This is a genomic window from Cellulosimicrobium sp. SJTW-1 (assembly GCF_047716875.1).
Classification (GTDB): domain Bacteria; phylum Actinomycetota; class Actinomycetes; order Actinomycetales; family Cellulomonadaceae; genus Cellulosimicrobium; species Cellulosimicrobium funkei.
Map to the genome: position 1 here is coordinate 3,741,862 of NZ_CP136680.1, position 16,605 is coordinate 3,758,466.

The window sequence follows — 16,605 nt, forward strand, 5'->3', positions numbered from 1 at the left end:
TCGTGGCCGACACGAACGAGAACGAGCAGACCCTGGCCCTCAAGGTCGGGACCGTCGCCCTGACCTTCGCCGCGGGCTGGGCCGCCCAGAAGCTCGTCACGTTCGTCTGGGCCAAGGTCACCGGGCACGACGCCCCGAAGGACCTCGACGACGAGGAGGTCGGCGTCGTCCAGGCCGTGACCTTCGCCGCCGTCGCCGCGGGCGTCGGCGTCCTCGCCCGCCGCTTCGCGGGCAAGGAGGCGAAGCGCGTCGTCGCCCGCCTCGCCTCGCGTGCCTGACGCCCGGCCCGGCCTCCCTCCGCGCGAGGGAGGTCGGACCGCCCGGTAGCCTGGCGCGCGTGACCGCCCCGCCGGCGAGCCCGACGCCCCCTCAGGACCCGATGCTGCGCGCCGGCCTGCGCGTCCTCGCCGACGCCGGCCGGCTCCTGGCCCGGCACTGGCCCGCGCTCGTCGCGGTCGCCGTCCTCGCGCAGGTGCTGCACGAGCTCGCGCTGCGGGCCGCGCTCGCCGTCGCGCCGTCGTCCGGGGTGCTCGGCCTGCTGGTGCTGTGCTTCTCGCCGCTCGCGACGGTCGTCGGCATCGTCGTCATGCTGCACGTCCTGCGCCGGGAGCCGCGCACGGAGCGGGACCGGCTCGAGGTCCGGGCGCTGCTCGGCTCGATCGCCTCGGTCCTCGTCCCCTACCTCGTCATCTACGAGTTCTACGGCGGGCTGTCGTCCGACTGGCAGGCGTACATCGACTCCGCCGCGCTCGACCACGCGTTCGCGGCGGGGGCGGGGTTCGAGACCGCCAACCCCGTCCCCGAGGGCTTCGGGCTCACCGTCGTGCTCGTCGTCGCGGGCGCGCTGCTCGCCCGCACCCTGCTGGAACGCCTCGCGCGGCGCCTCGACCGCAGCGCCTCCGCGCGCGACGACGACGCCCGGCGCAGCGCCCGCTCCGCCGCGGTGCGCATCGCGGCGGGCTACTGCGAGGTCGTGTGGATCGTCGTCGGCGCGTTCACCGTCACGGCCCTCGTCGGTCGCGTCCGCGAGTGGTGGTCGACGCGCGTCGTCGTCGTCGAGGTGACGACCTGGTGGGACGGCGTGGTCGCCCGCGTGGACGCGCTCAAGCCGCTCGTCGAGGCCGTGGGTCCGACGACGTCCCTCCTCGTCGCGGGCGTCGTCACCGGGCTCGTGGTGCCGCTCGCGTGGCTCACGCTCGGGACGATCGTGTACGGCGTGGAGGCGATCGACGTCGTCGACCCCGCCCACGCGGTGCCGGGCGACGGCGGCGCGACCGGCCGGACAGCCCGCGCCGTCGACCGGTTCAACCGGACGCTCGGCGAGAGCGGCGCCCAGCGGGCGTGGGCGCTGATGCTCGACCCGGGCCGGCGGTTCGGCGGCCTCGTCGGCGCCCTCGGGATGCTGTGGCGCAGTCGCTGGGGCGCGGTGCTGCTCTTCTGCGTCGCGTTCGCGCTCCTCACGCTCGCCGAGCAGGTCGTGCTCACCGCCGCGCAGGCGGTCGTCGGCCAGCCGGGGATCGTCGCGTGGCGTGCGATCGTCGGCCCGCTGGAGACGGTCGCGACCGTCGTCGTGCAGGTGCTCACGACCGTCCTGCTCGCCGCCGCGGCCGACGCGCTGCTCGCGAGCCTGGGCCTGCCGTCCGCGCTGCGCACGCGGCGTGCGGCGCGGCGGGCCGGGGAGCCGGACACCGGCGCCGGCACCGGGGCGCCGAGCACGCCGACCACGGTCGGCGCGGCCTCAGCTCCCTGACGTGACGGGGTGCTCGACCTCGGTCCGAGCGGTGGCGTCGCCCGCCTTCTCCTCGCGCCGGTCCCCCAGCAGCGCTGCCGCGACGACGTCGCGGATCTCCCCGTCCGTGAGCGCGTGGTCCCGCGCCAGCCGGACGAAGCGCGCGGCCGCCTCCGTGACGGCGGCCCGGTCGAGCGTCGCAGGCGGCGCCGTGACGAGCGTCCCGACGCGGCGGCGGGTGGTGACCAGGCCCGCGGCCTCGAGGTCGCGGTAGGTGCGCGCGACCGTGCCCGGCGCGATGCCGAGGTCGTTGGCGAGCGCGCGGACGGTCGGGAGCCGCTGCCCGTCCACGAGGTCGCCCGCCGTGACGAGCGCGGCGAGCTGCGCGCGGAGCTGTTCGTAGTGCGGGGTCGTGGAGTCGAGGTCGATCCGGACGGCGAGGCTCACGCGGCGACCGCCTCGGGAGCGAACGGCGCCCGCGCGGCGGGTGCCGGGTCGCGCGCGGGCCACACCGACGCCACGAGGACGACGAGGACGAGGCACGCCGCGACGGCGAGGAGGACGTTCCCGGCGACGATCTCCCCTGCGCTCGGCCCGGGCCCGAGCCGGGCGCCGTCCCCGTTCCCCAGGCCGAGCCAGCGCAGCGAGAGGCCCGCGAACGCGACGAGCCCTCCCAGCGTGAGACCCAGCACGAGCTGGGTCGCACGCTCGACACGGCGGGCGACCCGCCGCCGCAGCCACATGTCCCACTCCTCGCCGACGTCCTCCACCGCGGGACGCGAGCGGACGAGGCGCAGCACCGCTTCGGAAGCGACCAGGGCCACCGCGGCCACGACGAGCACGGGCCCCGTCCACAGCCAGCCGGGGAACGGGGTGACGGTGTACGCCTCGGCCGGCCCGACGACGCGCGAGACCGCGCGCGGCCCCGACGCCACGAGCCCGAACGCGACCGCGGCGACCACGAGCAGCGCCGTCCACGCCCAGGCGAGGCGGCGCGTGACGGTGGGAGCGACGTCCGCGACCGACCGGACGGCGAGGCGCGCCTCGCGCTGCCGGTGCCGTGGACGAGGCCACGTCAGCTCGCCCACCGCGTGGACGGCCAGGGCGCCGAGGAGCGCGACGAGGGGCAGCACCGCCGTCCCGCGCGCGCCGAGCGTCGCGACGCCCAGCACGAGGTAGGCCGGGGGCAGCAGGAGCCCCGCGGCGACGACCAGACCCGCGCCGGCGCTCGTGAGGGCGGCGTGCCGCACGGCACGACGCCCCGCCGAGCCGGTGACCACCGCCCGACGGCCGTCGGACCACACCAGCCCCACCGCGACGACGAGCGCGAGCAGGGCGAGGTCCACCCCGAGCGCGACCGGCAACGGCAACGGGTTCCCCAGCATCCACGACACCACGCCCACGGCGACCACCTCCGTCGAAGTTTATTGATCATGAACTATGTTCATTAAACGACCAGATGTCAACCGGCAGGCAGACGGCGGCGGTCAGCCGACGTCCGCGACGGGGAGCGACCAGTACGCCGGCAGGAGGCTCGGCTCGACGAGACGCACCTCGGCGGGCTCGGCGTCGTCCGGGGTCAGGAAGTGCTGCGTGCTCCGGCTGGAGACGGCGCCCGTGCAGACCGGCGCCTCGGGGTACGGCGTCCCGGGGAGCGCCGAGGCCCCCGCCGCGTACTCCCGCCCGGCCGTGTCCCGGAGCAGCACCGCGCACGACGAGAAGGTCTTCTCCGCGCCCTCCGGGGCGGGCGGCGCGTCGGAGCGGAACGACACGTCGGCCGCCCAGAGCGTGTAGCCGTCGGGCACCTCGATCCGGCCGCCGTACCCGTCGTCGAGCCCGTCGACCGCTTCGACGCCCAGCAGCCGGGCCCGCACGTCACCGACCTGGGCCCAGCCGTCGGCGTCCGGCGCGTGCGCGACGCGCGGTTCGCCCGACCACCAGGCCTGCACGTCGTCCGACCGCCAGGTCAGCCAGCCCAGGGCGCCGAGCGCCACGACCAGCACGGGCAGCCACCAGCGGTTGGTCCGCCACCAGCCGGCGCTCACGCGTCCCACCCGCCCGGGACGAGCGCGGGCCGCACCGTCTCCAGGGCGTCCCCCGCGGCGGGCGGCGCGACGCGGCCGAGGTCGACCTCGGCGATCGCCTGGGGACGGTCGAGGTCCGCGTCCTGGTGCTCCGTGAGCACGCGCAGCACGAGGTCGCCCTCCAGCGCCCGCGCGGGCACCTCGACGGCGACGGTCCCCGCCTCCGGGACGTCCGGGTCCGCGAACGTGCTGAGGACCTGGTTGCCCACGCGGCGCGACGCCTCGTGGTCCCGCCCGGCGGCGTCGCGCAGCTCGACCACCTCGACGCTCGCCTCGCCCGTCGTCCCGGACACCGCGAGGTCCACGACGACCCAGACGCCGTCGGTCGTCAGCGGGCCGGACCCGTCGTCGAGCGTCGTTCCGGTGCGGACGTCGTCGACCCGCACGCGCACCGGGCCGGCGGTCACGACCTCGCCCACGGTGCCGCGCGACGTCGTCGGCGTGAGCGTGGGCCACCACGTGTCGACGCGCGACACCGCGGCCCCCGCCCCCACGGCGAGGACGAGCAGCACCACGGTCACGGCCCGGCCGGTCCGCCGCGGGCGCCCGTCCGGCGCCTCGGGCCCGTCCGGCGCCACGGCGGTCGCTTCCTCGGTCACCAGCCGTCCTCCGTCTCGGGCGGGTCGACGATCTCGGGCGGGACGGCCCCCGCCGGGACGTCCACGAGCGTGACCGCGCCCGTCTCGGCCCACCGCCGGCCACCGCCGACCGTCATGTCGCGGTACCGGAACGTCGGGACGGTCACGGTCAGCGGCTCGTCGGGGGTGCTCACCGCGCCGCCCTCCCCCGGTACCGACACGGGCCACAGGAGCGCGACGTCGTCGGCGAGGCCCGGCGAGAGCACGGGGTACGACGACGCGTCGCGCACGAGGAGCGTGGGGTCCGGGCGGTCCGGCTCCGCGTCGCCCGCGAGCGCCAGGCCGCCCGGCAGCTCGTCGGGGAGCGTCACCGCGGTGCGGTCGAGCCGGCGCGACTCGCGGTCCGTGTCGAGCGCGCCGACGACCACGACGAGCCACGCGTCCGCCCCGGAGTCCTCGAGCGCCGAGACCTGCACGGCGTCCGTCACGGACCACGAGCGCACGGTGAGGTCGAAGGGTCCCGTGGCGACCGGCTCCCCCGCGGCGGCCCGGGCCGGCCCCGCGTCGGCGGCGTCGTGCCGGGCGAGGCCGCCGGCCGCCGTCGTGCCGACGACGGCCCCCAGGACGACGGCGAGCGCCACGCGGCGCGGCCACGTGCCCACGACGGCGCGGAGCAGCGGCACGCCCCGGGCGGCCTTCGGCGCGGTCGACGTCACGGCGCGCATCCTACGGGGCCGTCACGGGCCGTCGCCGGAACCTCACGGGCCGTCACGCCCCGCGCACGAGGAGCGTCGTGACCGGCCCCATGACGATCGCGTACATGACCGCGAAGAACAGCGTGTGCAGGAGCACGAAGAGCAGCGCGTCCAGCACGGCGCCGCGCGCCCGGAAGTGGCGCACGAGCTTGCGCACGAACTGGACCGGGTGGGCGAGGTCCCAGCTGTTGAACCGCACGTACCGGCCGAGGTAGATCCCGACGGAGACGAGCGCCAGCACGACGAGCACCACGACCCACGACACGGGACGGCGGAACGGGGCGTCGTCGTCCGGGTAGAGCACGATCGCGAGCAGCGCCTGCGCGAGGAACACGTTGACGAGCGTGTTCATCACCCCGGACAGGGCGAGCGTGAGCACGGCCACGATGTCGTACCAGAGCGGGACCTCCTCGCCCTCCTGCCGGTGGCTGTAGTTCAGCTCGGTGACGAGGTAGCCCGCGTTCGGCAAGAGCAGCAGCCAGACGCCGAACCCGACGACGGCGCACGTCACGACCGCCCACGACGGGGCGCCGCCCGCGATGAGCACGGCGTCGACGAGGACGACGAGCCCCAGCACGATCACCGGCGCGATCGAGAGCCCGATGTTGAGGAGCATCGGCCGGTACACGCGCGTGCGGTACAGCGGCGCGCGCAGCACCACGAGGGCGAGCGCGTACACGTTGAGCAGGGCCACGCCCCCGAAGAGCCAGTCGAGCACGCCCCCACGGTACGGGGGGTTCCCCGCGCGCGGCGCGGGGAGCGTCGTTAGCGTGGAGGTGCTCGACGCAACGATCTCCCCCCGTGCCCGACGACGGGCACCTCCCCCCAGGAGTCGCCATGGCGCAGCAGGACGCGGGCAGGGCCGCCGGGCCCGCCGCGACGACGACGACGACGTCCACCTCCCCGACCCTCATGCTCGTCCTCGCGACCATCGGGTTCGCGGTGAACTTCTGGGCCTGGGCGCTCATCAGCCCGCTCGGCGCGGCGTACGGGCAGCAGTACGACCTCACCGACGTGCAGGTGTCCGTGCTGGTGGCCGTCCCGGTCGTCGTCGGGTCGCTCGGCCGCATCCCGGTAGGGGCACTCACGGACCGGTACGGCGCCCGCATCATGTTCCCCCTGGTCAGCGCGCTGACGATCCTGCCCGTGCTGTTCGTCGGGCTCGTCGCGGACAGCTTCGCCTGGCTGATCGTCGGCGGGTTCTTCCTCGGTCTCGGCGGCACCGCGTTCGCCGTCGGGGTTCCGTTCGTCAACGCGTGGTACCCGCCCGCGCGGCGCGGCACCGCCGTCGGGATCTTCGGCATGGGCATGGGCGGCACCGCGATCTCCGCGTTCACCACCGTCCGCATCCGCGACGCGTGGGGCGACGCCGCCCCGTTCCTCCTCGTCGCCGCCGTCCTCGCGGTGTTCGCCGTCGTGTCGTGGCTGCTGCTGCGCGTCCCGCCCGGCCGGGTGACCGCCCCCGCCGGCGGGTTCTGGTCCCGCACCTGGGCGACGTTCCGTCTCCCCGCCACCCTGCAGCTCTCCTGGCTGTACGCCGTCGGGTTCGGCGGGTTCGTCGCGTTCTCCGTCTACCTGCCGACGTTCCTCGTCAACGCCTACGACCTCACCGCGTCCGACGCCGCGGCCCGCACCGCCGGGTTCGTCGTGCTCGCCGTCGTCATGCGGCCTGTCGGCGGCGCGCTGTCCGACCGGTTCGGCGGCGTGCCCGTGTCCGTCGCATGCTTCGCCGTCGTGACGGCGCTCGCCGCCGTCGTCGCGTTCCAGCCGTCGCTCGTGCCGGTCGGGACGATCGCGTTCCTCGGCCTCGCCGCCGCGCTCGGTGCGTCGTCGGGCGCCACGTTCGCCCTCGTCTCGAAGGTCGCGCCGGTCGAGAAGGTCGGCGCGGTCACGGGCCTCGTCGGCGCGGCGGGCGGCCTCGGCGGGTTCATCCCGCCGCTGCTCATGGGCGCCGTCTACCAGCTCGAGGGCACGTACGGCCTGGGTTTCGGGCTGCTCGCCCTCACCGCCCTGCTGACCCTGCTGTTCACCCTCGGTCCCGTCCGTCGGGGCGTCCAGGCCCGCGCCGCCGCGTCCTCCTGAGCCTCCCGGGGGGAGCCCCGCGCTCGCGAGGTAGAGCCGTGGTCACGCGAGGTAGAGCCGGGGTCGCGCGAGGTAGAGCCGTGGTCATGCCCGACGGCGCGTGGTCGCCCCGGGTGGGCGGGGTGGGCGGTGGTGCCGCGTCTACCATCCGCCGCTCGTTCCTCGCGGCTCCCGCCAGGCCCGCCACGACGCGGCACCACCACCCACCCCGCCCGGCGTCGTCTCACCTCTGTCTCCCCAGCCCGAGCGACTGCCCGCGGGGTCAGGTGTGCTCGCACCGCACAGCCCCACACGCACCATCGGGGTTGCCGCGCCGTCGCACCGGACCTCGTCGTCGCGAGCAGGTGCTCTGCGCTCGTCCCGGTCGACTGACGCGCCACGATCACCTGCTCGCCGGAGTGGGCGACGCTCGGACCCTCCGGACCGGCGCGGGGGCAGCTCAGGGCGGTGGCTGGCTCCACCACGTTCTCACCGACGGACCACGGCTCTACCTCGGCGAACCACGGCTCTACCTCGCGTGACCCCGGCTCTACCTCGCGTGACCTCGGCTCTACCTCGCGTGACCACGGGTCTACCTCGCGCGACCACGGCTCTACTTCGACGAACCAGGGCTCTACCTCTTACCTCGCGCGACGGCGGTTCGATCGCGAGGTCAGTCGGACGCCGCGGTGCCGCGGGCGACGAGGCGCGGGAGGACGAACCAGAGGCCGACGAGCAGCACGAGCGCGCTGCCGCTCGACCACAGGGCGGCGGTGCGGTTCACGACGACGTCGACCACGAGCAGCACGGTCCCCGTGACGACGAACGCGAGGACGAGCACGCCGAACCGTGCGATCCGGTCGCTCAGGGTCACGAGCGTCGTCTTGCGGTGCCGGCGGAAGAGCGTCCGGTGGAGGCTCACGGGCGTCACGAACAGGCCGGTCGACAGCACGGCCAGCGCGACGAGCGCGAGGTAGACGTCGGTCTGGAAGGTGTCGAGGTCCCCGAAGCGCTGCTGGAACGGCAGCGTGAGGAGGAACCCCGTGAGGATCTGCACGCCCATCTGCATGACGCGCAGCTCCTGGAGCAGCTCTGCCCAGTTCCGGTCGGACCGTTCCTCGGCCGACTCGTCCCGCCCGTCGCTGACCTGGGTGGTCACGGTTTCCTCCCTCGCGCCGACGCTGGGATAATCTTCAGTCTGCTGGGGTCAGGAATCGGCTCCGTCCTGCTCGATCTCCGGGGACCCCCATCGATGGACGCTGCCCTGCCCTCCGACGCCACCGAGCCCGACGACGTCGTCCCGCCCGCTCTCGCCGACCTCCTCGCCGCCCTCGGCCCGGGTGACCCCCAGCCGGTCGGCCGCTTCCGCGTGGACATCGCGACCGACTCGTGGTGGTGGTCCGACGAGGTGTACGAGATGCACGGTTTCGCGCCGGGCGAGGTCGTGCCGACGACCGCCCTCGTCCTGTCGCACAAGCACCCCGAGGACCGCGAGCGCGTCGCGAGCGAGCTCGCGCAGGCCGCGCGGACCGGGGAGCCGTTCGGGTCCATGCACCGCATCGTGGACGCGACGGGCGCTACTCGCACGCTCGCCGTCGCGGCGCAGGGAAAGAACCCGGGCGCGGAGCTGCCCTGGGCGCACGTGGTGGGCTACTTCGTCGACCTGACGACGGCGCACGCCGAGGCCGCGCGGCGCGAGGCGACCGCGTCGATCCGGGCCGCGGACGCGTCGCGCTCGGTGATCGAGCAGGCGAAGGGCGTGCTCATGGCGGCGCTGCGCACGGGACCCGACGACGCGTTCGAGGTGCTGCGCCGGCGCTCGAACGACGTGAACGTCCCCGTCCGCGAGCTCGCCCGTCGCCTCGTGGAGGGCGTGGTCGGCGGCGCCGAGCCGGCCGGGCCGCTGCTCGACGAGTCGGTCCGACGCCGGGTCGACGCGCTGCTCGAGGCGCCGTGCGCCGACGAGCCGGCCACCGGCGGCTGAGCGCCGGGGCTCAGTCCCCCGCGGGCGCGCCGACGCCGGGGATGCGGCGGGTCTCGACGATCTCGCGGGCGACGTCGACGAGCTTGATGTTCGCGTCCTGGGACACGCGGCTCATCACGGCGAACGCGCGGCCGGGCGTCAGGGAGTACCGCTCCATGATGATGCCCTGCGCCTGCCCGATGAGCGTGCGGGTCTGGACGGCGGACTGCAGCTGCTCCTCGGTCCGCGCGGCCGAGATGGCCGCGGCGGCGACGGCCGCGAACGTCGAGGCGAGGTGGTGGGAGTCCGGGCCGAACGCGTCGCGCGAGCCGGAGTACATGTTGAGCGCGCCGTGCGCGTTCTCGGACGTGTAGAGCTGGACGCACAGCATGGAGCCGACGCCGAGCTCGCCCGCCGCGCGCGGCGCCCACCGCGGCCAGCGCGGGTCCGCAGCGACGTCCCCGGACTCCACGAGCGCGTGCTCGCGGATGGCATCGAGGCACGGGCCCTCGTCGAGCTCGTACTGGAGCGCGTCCCCGCGCGCCACGACCGGGTCGGACACGGCCGCGCTCTCGATGCGGCGGCGGGTCACGAGCGAGATGCCGGCCTCGTCGCAGCCGTCGACCATCGCCACCGCGAGCTCGACCACCCGGTCGAGCGTCTGCTGGAGGGTGGGCTCGTCGGCGAGCGCGCGGGCGGCGTCCGCCACGAGGCCCGCCACCGTCGCCTCCTCCGCCATCAGGTCGACGACGGGGACCTCGGTCAGCGGTGCTCCGGACCCTCCCGGGGTCGGCTCGCCGCTCGTTCCGCGATCGGTGCTCATGGTGCTCTCCTTGTCTCCGCCGCAAGCCTACGTCGCGGCGAGCCGGAGCACGTACGGCGTCGGAGGCCCCGCCCGGGCGTCACCGGGGCGGGGCGGAGGCGGCGGCCGTCTCGCCCGCACAAGGCGTGGCGGCTGTGACCCTCTCACGGGCGCCGTCGCTCTCGCGGCGGTCCCGCCCCCGGGCGGGCGCGGACGCCCACCCTCCGACCCTCCCGGGCGAGCCGCGGTCTCACCGTCCGCGGCTCCCCCGGCGAGGAGGGGCCCGTCAGAACACGGGCTTGCCTCCCGTGACACCGAGGACGGTGCCGGAGACGTAGCTCGCGTCCGTCGGGGAGGCGAGGAAGACGAACGCCGGCGCGACCTCCGCGGGCTGGCCCGCGCGCCCCAGCGGGGTGTCCTTCCCGAACTGCTCGATCTTCTCCTCGGGCTGGGTGGCCGGCTGGAGCGGCGTCCAGATCGGTCCCGGCGCGACGGCGTTCACGCGGATGCCGCGCGGGCCGAGCTCGGCCGCGAGGTTCACCGTGAGGTTGTTGATCGCCGCCTTCGTCGACGCGTAGTCGAGCAGGGACGTCGACGGCTGGAAGGCCTGGATGGACGAGTTGTTGACGATCGCCGCGCCCTCGCCCAGGTGCTCGAGCGCCGACTGCGTGATCCACAGCAGCGCGTAGAGGTTCGTCTTGAGCACCCGGTCGATCTCGTCGGTGGTGACGTCCTCGATCGACTCGCGCCGCGCCATCTGGAAGCCGGCGTTGTTGACGAGCACGTCGAGCCCGCCGAGCTCGGCCGCGGCGCGTCCGGGCAGGGCCCGTGCCGTCGCCTCGTCGGTGACGTCGCCGGGCAGGAGGGCGCACGTGCGGCCCGCCTCGCGGACCCAGCGGGCCGTCTCCTCGGCGTCCTCCTGCTCTTCCGGCAGGTAGCCGATGGCGACGTCGGCGCCCTCGCGCGCGAACGCGATGGCGACGGCGCGGCCGATGCCCGAGTCACCACCCGTGATCAGCGCCCGACGGCCCTCGAGCCGCCCGGTGCCGCGGTAGGACTGCTCGCCGTGGTCGGGCACCGGATCCATGCGTCCGGTGAGGCCCGGGGGTTCCTGCTGCTGGGCCGGGAAGGTGGTCTCGTCGGTCATGTCGTTCCTCCTTCTCGTGTGGCGTTCTCGTCGTGCGCGGGGCCGTCCGGCTCAGGAGCGGGCCGGCTCCCGACGACGCGCGAGCTGCGCCTCGTGGGCGCGGGGCCGCGCGACCGGACGGACGGCGGCGAACGCGCCCGCGACCGTCGCCTCGGCCGTCGGGCCGACCCCGCCGGCCTTGCTCAGCGCGCGCATGACCTGCGCGGCCGTCTCCTGGACGGGGACGCCGGCCTCGCCGGCCGCCTCCGCGAGGAGCTGGCCCGCTGCGACGTCGTCGACGCCGTGCACGGCCATGAGCACGCCCTTGACCTGCTCGACGGCGGCCTGCGCGACGAACGCACGCGTGACGGCGCGCTGCGACTCGCGCTCCAGCGCCTCCTTGTGCGTCGGGGTGACGTCGACGACGTACCCCGCGATCTCGACGACGCGACCGCGCGCGTCCCGTCGGCCCTGTCCCGTCACGACGACGGACCGGGCCTTGCCGTGCCCGTCGACGATCCGGTGGGCGCACGAGAACGGGCGACCGGAACGGATCGCCTCCGTGGCGGCGCGCACCACGCGGGCGCGGTCGTCCGGGTGCTTGCGCGAGCGCAGCGCGTCGAGGCTGGGCTGGACGTCCCCCGGCGCCCAGCCGTGCATGGTGTACACCTCGTCCGACCACCACCACGTCCCGGTGCCGAGCTCGACGCGGTACTGCCCCACGAGGAGGTGCGTGCCCACGGCGAGCACCTCCGCAAGCGCTGCGGGGCGCACGGGCGCCGTCTGGTCGGGGCTGAGGGTGGTCACGGGGATCGAGGCCATGTCGTCCTCCCAAGGTTCGGGGGGCTTCGGGCCGCTTCATGACTCCGGTGCCCAACGTAGCCCACCCTCCCGAGGTCGGCACCCGGGCTCGGCTACGGTGCGGGCATGACGCGCGACCCGAGTCGGACGATCGTCCAGCACACCGCGGACGCGCTCGCGCTCGTCCACCCGACGGCGCCCGCGGACACCCCGCTGGAGGACGCCGTGGGGGCCGTCCTGGCCGCCGACGTCGTGTCCGCGCTGGACGCCCCCGCGTTCGACGCGTCCGCGATGGACGGGTACGCAGTGCGCGCGCAGGACGTGGCGGGGGCGACGCCGTCGGCGCCCGTGGTGCTGCGCGTCGTGGGCGACGTCGCGGCCGGGGACGCGGGTCCGGCCGGGCTCGACCTCGGCCTGGGACCGGGCGAGGCGGTCCGGATCATGACGGGCGCGCCCGTGCCGCCCGGGGCGGACGCCGTCGTGCCCGTCGAGCGCACGTCGACCGGCCGCTTCACGCCGGGCGCGGCCGGGAGCGGGCCGACGACGGTCGCGGTCCACGACGCGTCGCGCACCCACGTGCGGTCCCGCGGGGAGGACGTGCGGCGCGGCGACGTCGTCGTCGGGGCGGGCACCGTGCTCACCGCGCGGCACGTCTCGGTCGCGGCGTCCGCCGGGCACGCGGCCGTGCGCGTGCACCGCGCGCCGCGCGTGGCGGTGCTCTCCACGGGCAGCGAGCTCGTGGCCCCCGGCACCACGCCGGGGCCGGGGCGGATCCCGGACTCCAACTCGGTCCTGCTCGCCGCGTCGGCGCGGGCCGCGGGCGCGCGCGTGGTCCGGCGCGGGGCCGTGGGCGACTCCGCGGCCGCGCTCGGCGCGACGCTGGACGGGCTGCTCGACGCGTTCGACGGCGCCCCGCCCGACCTGCTCGTCAGCACGGGCGGGGTGAGCGCGGGCGCGTTCGACGTCGTGCGCGAGGTGCTCGACCCCGCGACCCGCGCGGGCACGCCGTGGCAGGACGCGGTCACCGACGCCCGGCTCGTCGCGGTCGGCATGCAGCCCGGCCGCCCGCAGGGCCTCGCGCGCTGGCGGGGCGTGCCGTGGCTCGCGCTCCCGGGGAACCCCGTGAGCGCGTACGTCTCGTTCGAGCTGTTCGTGCGGCCCGTCGTCGACCGGCTGCGCGGCGTGCCCGGCCCGGGTCGCGCGCTCGTCCGGCGCGTCGCCGCCGCGGGGTGGTCCTCGCCGGCCGGGCGCGAGCAGCTCGTCCTCGTGCGCCACACCGAGCCCGACGGCGCGCGCGTCGTCCCCACGGGCCGTCGCCCCGAGGAGGACGCGACGGCCCGCGGCTCCGGCTCGCACCGCCTGAGCGCGCTCGCCCATGCCGACGCGCTCGCCGTCGTCGGGGCCGACGTCACGGCCGTGGCGCCGGGCGACCCCGTGCAGGTGCTGCTGCTCTGAACCCGGGGCCGGCCTCGGTCACTTCGCCGGGGGCGGCGGGTGGCCCTCCGACGCCTGCACGACGACGAACCCGCGCCCCGAGAGCGCGAGCTGGTACGCCTCGCCGGAGCCGCGCCCGATCGCGGCCCCGAGCTTCGCCGTCTTGCGGATCGAGGACTGCAGCGACGTCGACCACAGCACCGCGGACTGCATGTCGACGAAGGTGGGGACGTCGACGTCGAGCACGACGGGCGTGCCGAACGCGGTGACGGCCAGCGCCCCGGTCCCGGTGAACGTCGTGTTGAACAGGCCGCCGCTGAGCATCGACGCGCCCTCGACCCGGTTGATGTCCCACGCGAGCGAGCTCTCGAACGCGAGCACGTTCGCGCCGTTGACCGTCACGCCCTCGTCCTCCAGGTGGAGCACGAAGACCTGGTCCGCGTCCTGCGCGAGGAACACGTCGCCGCTGCCCGAGACCTTCATGAGCGACATGCCCTCGCCCGTGAACGCCTTCTTGAACATCTTGCCGAGCCCGCCGCTGCCCTCGTACGCGAAGTCGACGTCGCCCTGGTAGGCGACCATCGAGCCCTGCTTCGCGAAGAAGAACCCGCCCGTGCCGCGGAGGTCGACCTTGAGCATGCGGTCGTTCTGGAGCTGGAAGCTGCCGGGCTCGACGGAGCGCTCGGCGTGGTCGAGGAGTGAGCTGCGCATGGGTCGATCCTCGCGGTCGCGGGCCGCGAGCGCACCCGAGCCCGCGGCCGACCCCGAGCGTGGCGCCGTGCGCTGCGCCGCGTGCGAGAGTGGCGCCATGAGCTTCACGCACCTCGACGAGCGCGGGCACGCGCGGATGGTCGACGTCACCGCCAAGCAGCCGACCGTCCGCTCCGCGACGGCGACCGGGACCGTGCGGTGCTCCCCGGAGATCGTCGCCGCGCTGCGCGACGGGACCGTCCCCAAGGGCGACGTGCTCGCCGTCGCGCGCATCGCCGGGATCGCGGGCGCCAAGCGGACGGCCGAGCTCCTGCCGCTCGCGCACGTCATCGGCGTCCACGGGGCGGTCGTCGACCTCGTCGTGGGCGACCACGGCGTCGACGTCACCGCGACCGTCCGGACCGCGGACCGCACGGGCGTCGAGATGGAGGCGCTGACGGCCGTCGCCGTCGCGGGCCTCGCGGTCGTCGACATGGTCAAGGGCCTCGACAAGTCCGTCGAGCTCACGGACGTCCGCCTCGTCGCGAAGACCGGTGGCAAGTCCGGCGACTGGCACCGCGAGCCGTGACGGCCCACCCCGACGACGGGTCGGCACCCGACGCGCCGGGTCGGCACCTCGAGCTGCCGATCCCCGCGCGGGGTGCCGAACCGTCCCTCGCGTTCGACGCCGTCGTGCTGGCCGGGGGCCGGGCGGAGCGGCTCGGGACGCCCAAGCCCGGGCTCGTCGTCGGGGGTCGGCCGCTGCTGGAGCACGCGCTCGCGGCGACGGCGGGCGCGGGGCGGACGGTCGTCGTCGGGCCGGACGAGCTCGCCGCCCCGGGGCGCTACGCCCGCACGCGCGAGGACCCGCCGTTCGGGGGGCCCGTCGCCGGGATCGCGGCCGGGCTCGCCGCCCTGCCCGACGACGGCCGCGCCCCCTGGGTGCTCGTGCTCGCGTGCGACGTCCCGCGGGCCGCGGAGGCGGTGCCCGCGCTGCTCGCCGCCGCCCGCCGCCGGAGCGGCGAGGTCGCCGTGCACGCGGTGCGCGACGGACGGGAGCAGTGGCTCGTCGGCCTGTACGAGCGCGCCGCGCTCGACGCCGCGCTCGCCGCGCTGCCGACCGTGCACGGCGCGTCGGTGCGGCGCCTGCTCGCCGGCCTGCCCGCGATCGGCGTCCCCGACGACACGGGCGCCACCGACGACGTGGACACGTGGGAGGATGCCCGCGAGCAGGAGCGCCGCCTGGCCGCAGGCGCGCCCGCGGTGCCCGGCGCCCCGCCCGCCGGCACCCCCGACGACGGCCGGAGGCCACGATGACGAACCTCGAACGCTGGGTCGACGCGCTCGCGCAGGACCTCGACCTCGACCCGGAGGTCGTCGACATCGGCGCGGTCCTCGACCTCGCGCGCGACGCCGCGCACGGCATCGAGCGCCCCGCCGCGCCCCTCACGACGTTCGTCGCGGGCTACGTCGCCGGGCTCGCCGCGCACGACGGGTCGGGCCGCAGCGTGCAGGACGTGCTCGACCGGGCGACCGAGCTCGCGCTCGCGTGGACGCCCGAGCCCGAGCTGCCCGGCACCGCGGCCCCGGCCGAGACGCAGGACTGAGAGATGGCGACCGTCCGCTACTTCGCCGGCGCGCGCGACGCCGCCGGCACCGAGACCGAGACCGTCGACGCGACGACGGTCGGCGAGCTGCACGCCGCCGTCGTCGCCCGGCACGCGGCGCTCGCCGGCGTGCTCCCGCGCTGCTCGCTCCTCGTGGGAGGCGTCCGCGCGGCGAGCGACGACACCCCGGTCGCCGCGGACGAGACGGTGGACGTCCTCCCCCCGTTCGCCGGCGGCTGACCCCGCCCGGCTGACCCCGCCCCGTGCCGAGCAGGCGGTCCTGGCTCGTCACGGTCCCGGACCCGCCGCGACCGCCTGGTCGGCGCGCCCCGACGGGCTGGTCGTCAGTGGTCGCCGCCGTCGAGCTGCGCGAGGACGTGCGGCAGGAGCGGCTCCAGGACGGCCCAGCCGTCGCGCACCCCGCCCGAGGAGCCAGGAAGGTTGACCACGAGCGCGCGCCCGTGCGGGCCGGGCGCGACCCCCGCGACGCCGCGCGACAGCACCGCCGCGGGGACGTGCTCCGCGCCCCGGCGGCGCAGCTCCTCCGCGATGCCCGGGACCTCCTGCGCCAGCACCTCGCGGGTGCCCTCGGGCGTGAGGTCACGCGGCCCGACGCCCGTCCCCCCGGTCGTGAGCACGACGCGCGCTCCCCCGGCCACCGCCCGGGCGACCGCGTCGCGGACGGGGGCGACGCCGTCGGGCACGAGGTCGGTGACGACCGCCCAGCCCGACGCCGCGAGCAGCCCCGCGAGGAGAGGTCCCGAGCGGTCCTCCGCCTCGCCGCGCGAGCAGCGGTCGGACACGGTGACGACGGCGACGGTCGCGTCCGCGGGCCGTCCGGTGGGTGCGGTCATGGCGCCACGGTAGCGAGCCCGGCCCGGCCCGGCCCGGCCCGGCCCGGCGGGGACGGGACCACGGCGCGCGCTCACCGCGCGCGATCCGGGCGACCTGGGCATAGTGGCTGTGGACCGACCG

Annotated in this window: 21 protein-coding genes; 9 read left to right on the plus strand and 12 right to left on the minus strand. The window is 76.2% G+C overall.

From position 1 onward, the window contains the following. The first annotated feature begins 2 nt into the window (after window positions 1–2). Together RSE42_RS16830 and RSE42_RS16835 are read left to right on the plus strand one after the other, a co-directional pair. Complete coding sequence (locus RSE42_RS16830) at window positions 3–278, plus strand: DUF4235 domain-containing protein (RefSeq protein ID WP_009861813.1); 276 nt, start codon at window positions 3–5, stop codon at window positions 276–278. A 59-nt stretch (window positions 279–337) separates the two neighbouring features. After that, on the plus strand, window positions 338–1,750 hold the full coding sequence (locus RSE42_RS16835) for a hypothetical protein (protein ID WP_144722082.1): 1,413 nt from the start codon (window positions 338–340) through the stop codon (window positions 1,748–1,750). On the opposite strand, the gene RSE42_RS16840 is transcribed toward RSE42_RS16835, so the two are convergent. The 6 genes from RSE42_RS16840 to RSE42_RS16865 form a co-directional block, all read right to left on the minus strand. Next, complete coding sequence (locus RSE42_RS16840; RefSeq protein WP_144722084.1) at window positions 1,739–2,176, minus strand: GntR family transcriptional regulator; 438 nt, start codon at window positions 2,174–2,176, stop codon at window positions 1,739–1,741. The genes RSE42_RS16835 and RSE42_RS16840 overlap by 12 nt on opposite strands. Next, window positions 2,173–3,132, minus strand: a complete 960-nt coding sequence (locus RSE42_RS16845) for a hypothetical protein (RefSeq protein WP_170963702.1) — start codon at window positions 3,130–3,132, stop codon at window positions 2,173–2,175. The genes RSE42_RS16840 and RSE42_RS16845 overlap by 4 nt, the downstream gene beginning before the upstream one ends. 84 nt (window positions 3,133–3,216) lie before the next feature. Then, window positions 3,217–3,774, minus strand: a complete 558-nt coding sequence (locus RSE42_RS16850; protein ID WP_170963703.1) for a hypothetical protein — start codon at window positions 3,772–3,774, stop codon at window positions 3,217–3,219. Beyond that, window positions 3,771–4,412, minus strand: a complete 642-nt coding sequence (locus tag RSE42_RS16855; RefSeq protein WP_415297249.1) for a hypothetical protein — start codon at window positions 4,410–4,412, stop codon at window positions 3,771–3,773. The genes RSE42_RS16850 and RSE42_RS16855 overlap by 4 nt, the downstream gene beginning before the upstream one ends. Next, window positions 4,409–5,107, minus strand: a complete 699-nt coding sequence (locus tag RSE42_RS16860) for a hypothetical protein (RefSeq protein WP_211932780.1) — start codon at window positions 5,105–5,107, stop codon at window positions 4,409–4,411. Before RSE42_RS16860 ends, RSE42_RS16855 begins: the two co-directional genes overlap by 4 nt. Before the next feature lie 52 nt (window positions 5,108–5,159). Further along, window positions 5,160–5,864 carry a DUF1361 domain-containing protein gene (locus RSE42_RS16865; RefSeq protein ID WP_021482839.1) on the minus strand — a complete coding sequence of 235 codons (705 nt, stop codon included), beginning with the start codon at window positions 5,862–5,864 and terminating at the stop codon, window positions 5,160–5,162. Window positions 5,865–5,983: 119 nt separating this feature from the next. Between RSE42_RS16865 and RSE42_RS16870 the strand changes: the two genes are divergently transcribed. Next, a complete protein-coding gene (locus tag RSE42_RS16870) occupies window positions 5,984–7,228 on the plus strand; it encodes an MFS transporter (protein ID WP_409141867.1) in 1,245 nt (414 codons plus the stop codon). Window positions 7,229–7,880: 652 nt separating this feature from the next. On the opposite strand, the gene RSE42_RS16875 is transcribed toward RSE42_RS16870, so the two are convergent. Then, window positions 7,881–8,366: a DUF6328 family protein gene (locus RSE42_RS16875; protein ID WP_085387233.1), complete on the minus strand. Its 486-nt coding sequence runs from the start codon at window positions 8,364–8,366 to the stop codon at window positions 7,881–7,883. Window positions 8,367–8,459: 93 nt separating this feature from the next. Between RSE42_RS16875 and RSE42_RS16880 the strand changes: the two genes are divergently transcribed. Continuing rightward, window positions 8,460–9,191 (plus strand): PAS and ANTAR domain-containing protein, encoded by a 732-nt coding sequence (locus RSE42_RS16880; protein WP_085387232.1) that lies wholly within the window; start codon window positions 8,460–8,462, stop codon window positions 9,189–9,191. Window positions 9,192–9,201: 10 nt separating this feature from the next. Here RSE42_RS16880 and RSE42_RS16885 read toward each other — a convergent pair whose 3' ends face one another. From RSE42_RS16885 to RSE42_RS16895, 3 genes are all read right to left on the minus strand, one after another. Next, the gene (locus RSE42_RS16885) at window positions 9,202–9,993 is read right to left on the minus strand and encodes a GAF and ANTAR domain-containing protein (RefSeq protein ID WP_228074952.1); all 792 of its coding nucleotides are present in this window, start codon (window positions 9,991–9,993) and stop codon (window positions 9,202–9,204) included. Window positions 9,994–10,258: 265 nt separating this feature from the next. Continuing rightward, window positions 10,259–11,119 carry an SDR family oxidoreductase gene (locus tag RSE42_RS16890; protein WP_340698201.1) on the minus strand — a complete coding sequence of 287 codons (861 nt, stop codon included), beginning with the start codon at window positions 11,117–11,119 and terminating at the stop codon, window positions 10,259–10,261. A 51-nt stretch (window positions 11,120–11,170) separates the two neighbouring features. Further along, a complete protein-coding gene (locus tag RSE42_RS16895) occupies window positions 11,171–11,920 on the minus strand; it encodes a PAS and ANTAR domain-containing protein (RefSeq protein ID WP_061267802.1) in 750 nt (249 codons plus the stop codon). Between the two features lie 105 nt (window positions 11,921–12,025). Between RSE42_RS16895 and glp the strand changes: the two genes are divergently transcribed. After that, window positions 12,026–13,354 carry a gephyrin-like molybdotransferase Glp gene (gene glp / locus RSE42_RS16900; RefSeq protein WP_415297254.1) on the plus strand — a complete coding sequence of 443 codons (1,329 nt, stop codon included), beginning with the start codon at window positions 12,026–12,028 and terminating at the stop codon, window positions 13,352–13,354. An 18-nt stretch (window positions 13,355–13,372) separates the two neighbouring features. On the opposite strand, the gene RSE42_RS16905 is transcribed toward glp, so the two are convergent. Then, window positions 13,373–14,044, minus strand: coding sequence for an AIM24 family protein (locus RSE42_RS16905; RefSeq protein ID WP_168944469.1), 672 nt, complete (start codon window positions 14,042–14,044; stop codon window positions 13,373–13,375). A 97-nt stretch (window positions 14,045–14,141) separates the two neighbouring features. Here RSE42_RS16905 and moaC point away from each other — a divergent pair, with 97 nt between their 5' ends. The 4 genes from moaC to RSE42_RS16925 are packed head-to-tail and all read left to right on the plus strand — an operon-like array spanning window position 14,142 to window position 15,870. Further along, a complete protein-coding gene (gene moaC / locus RSE42_RS16910) occupies window positions 14,142–14,612 on the plus strand; it encodes a cyclic pyranopterin monophosphate synthase MoaC (RefSeq protein WP_074803389.1) in 471 nt (156 codons plus the stop codon). After that, a complete protein-coding gene (locus tag RSE42_RS16915) occupies window positions 14,609–15,340 on the plus strand; it encodes a molybdenum cofactor guanylyltransferase (protein ID WP_415297255.1) in 732 nt (243 codons plus the stop codon). Before moaC ends, RSE42_RS16915 begins: the two co-directional genes overlap by 4 nt. Continuing rightward, window positions 15,337–15,630, plus strand: coding sequence for a DUF6457 domain-containing protein (locus RSE42_RS16920; RefSeq protein ID WP_157446587.1), 294 nt, complete (start codon window positions 15,337–15,339; stop codon window positions 15,628–15,630). Before RSE42_RS16915 ends, RSE42_RS16920 begins: the two co-directional genes overlap by 4 nt. Before the next feature lie 3 nt (window positions 15,631–15,633). After that, window positions 15,634–15,870, plus strand: a complete 237-nt coding sequence (locus tag RSE42_RS16925; RefSeq protein WP_034655471.1) for a MoaD/ThiS family protein — start codon at window positions 15,634–15,636, stop codon at window positions 15,868–15,870. A 104-nt stretch (window positions 15,871–15,974) separates the two neighbouring features. Here the strand turns inward: RSE42_RS16925 and RSE42_RS16930 are convergent, their stop codons facing one another. Continuing rightward, the gene (locus RSE42_RS16930) at window positions 15,975–16,484 is read right to left on the minus strand and encodes a MogA/MoaB family molybdenum cofactor biosynthesis protein (RefSeq protein ID WP_415297257.1); all 510 of its coding nucleotides are present in this window, start codon (window positions 16,482–16,484) and stop codon (window positions 15,975–15,977) included. Window positions 16,485–16,605 lie beyond the last annotated feature (121 nt).

What these genes read in the sequence shown, in the direction of transcription:
- RSE42_RS16870 (WP_409141867.1), top strand. Translation starts at nt 5,984, where the DNA reads ATGGCGCAGCAGGACGCGGGCAGGGCCGCCGGGCCCGCCGCGACGACG.
- RSE42_RS16880 (WP_085387232.1), top strand. Translation starts at nt 8,460, where the DNA reads ATGGACGCTGCCCTGCCCTCCGACGCCACCGAGCCCGACGACGTCGTC.
- RSE42_RS16885 (WP_228074952.1), bottom strand. Translation starts at nt 9,993, where the DNA reads ATGAGCACCGATCGCGGAACGAGCGGCGAGCCGACCCCGGGAGGGTCC.
- RSE42_RS16890 (WP_340698201.1), bottom strand. Translation starts at nt 11,119, where the DNA reads ATGACCGACGAGACCACCTTCCCGGCCCAGCAGCAGGAACCCCCGGGC.
- RSE42_RS16895 (WP_061267802.1), bottom strand. Translation starts at nt 11,920, where the DNA reads ATGGCCTCGATCCCCGTGACCACCCTCAGCCCCGACCAGACGGCGCCC.
- glp (WP_415297254.1), top strand. Translation starts at nt 12,026, where the DNA reads ATGACGCGCGACCCGAGTCGGACGATCGTCCAGCACACCGCGGACGCG.
- RSE42_RS16905 (WP_168944469.1), bottom strand. Translation starts at nt 14,044, where the DNA reads ATGCGCAGCTCACTCCTCGACCACGCCGAGCGCTCCGTCGAGCCCGGC.
- moaC (WP_074803389.1), top strand. Translation starts at nt 14,142, where the DNA reads ATGAGCTTCACGCACCTCGACGAGCGCGGGCACGCGCGGATGGTCGAC.
- RSE42_RS16920 (WP_157446587.1), top strand. Translation starts at nt 15,337, where the DNA reads ATGACGAACCTCGAACGCTGGGTCGACGCGCTCGCGCAGGACCTCGAC.
- RSE42_RS16925 (WP_034655471.1), top strand. Translation starts at nt 15,634, where the DNA reads ATGGCGACCGTCCGCTACTTCGCCGGCGCGCGCGACGCCGCCGGCACC.
- RSE42_RS16930 (WP_415297257.1), bottom strand. Translation starts at nt 16,484, where the DNA reads ATGACCGCACCCACCGGACGGCCCGCGGACGCGACCGTCGCCGTCGTC.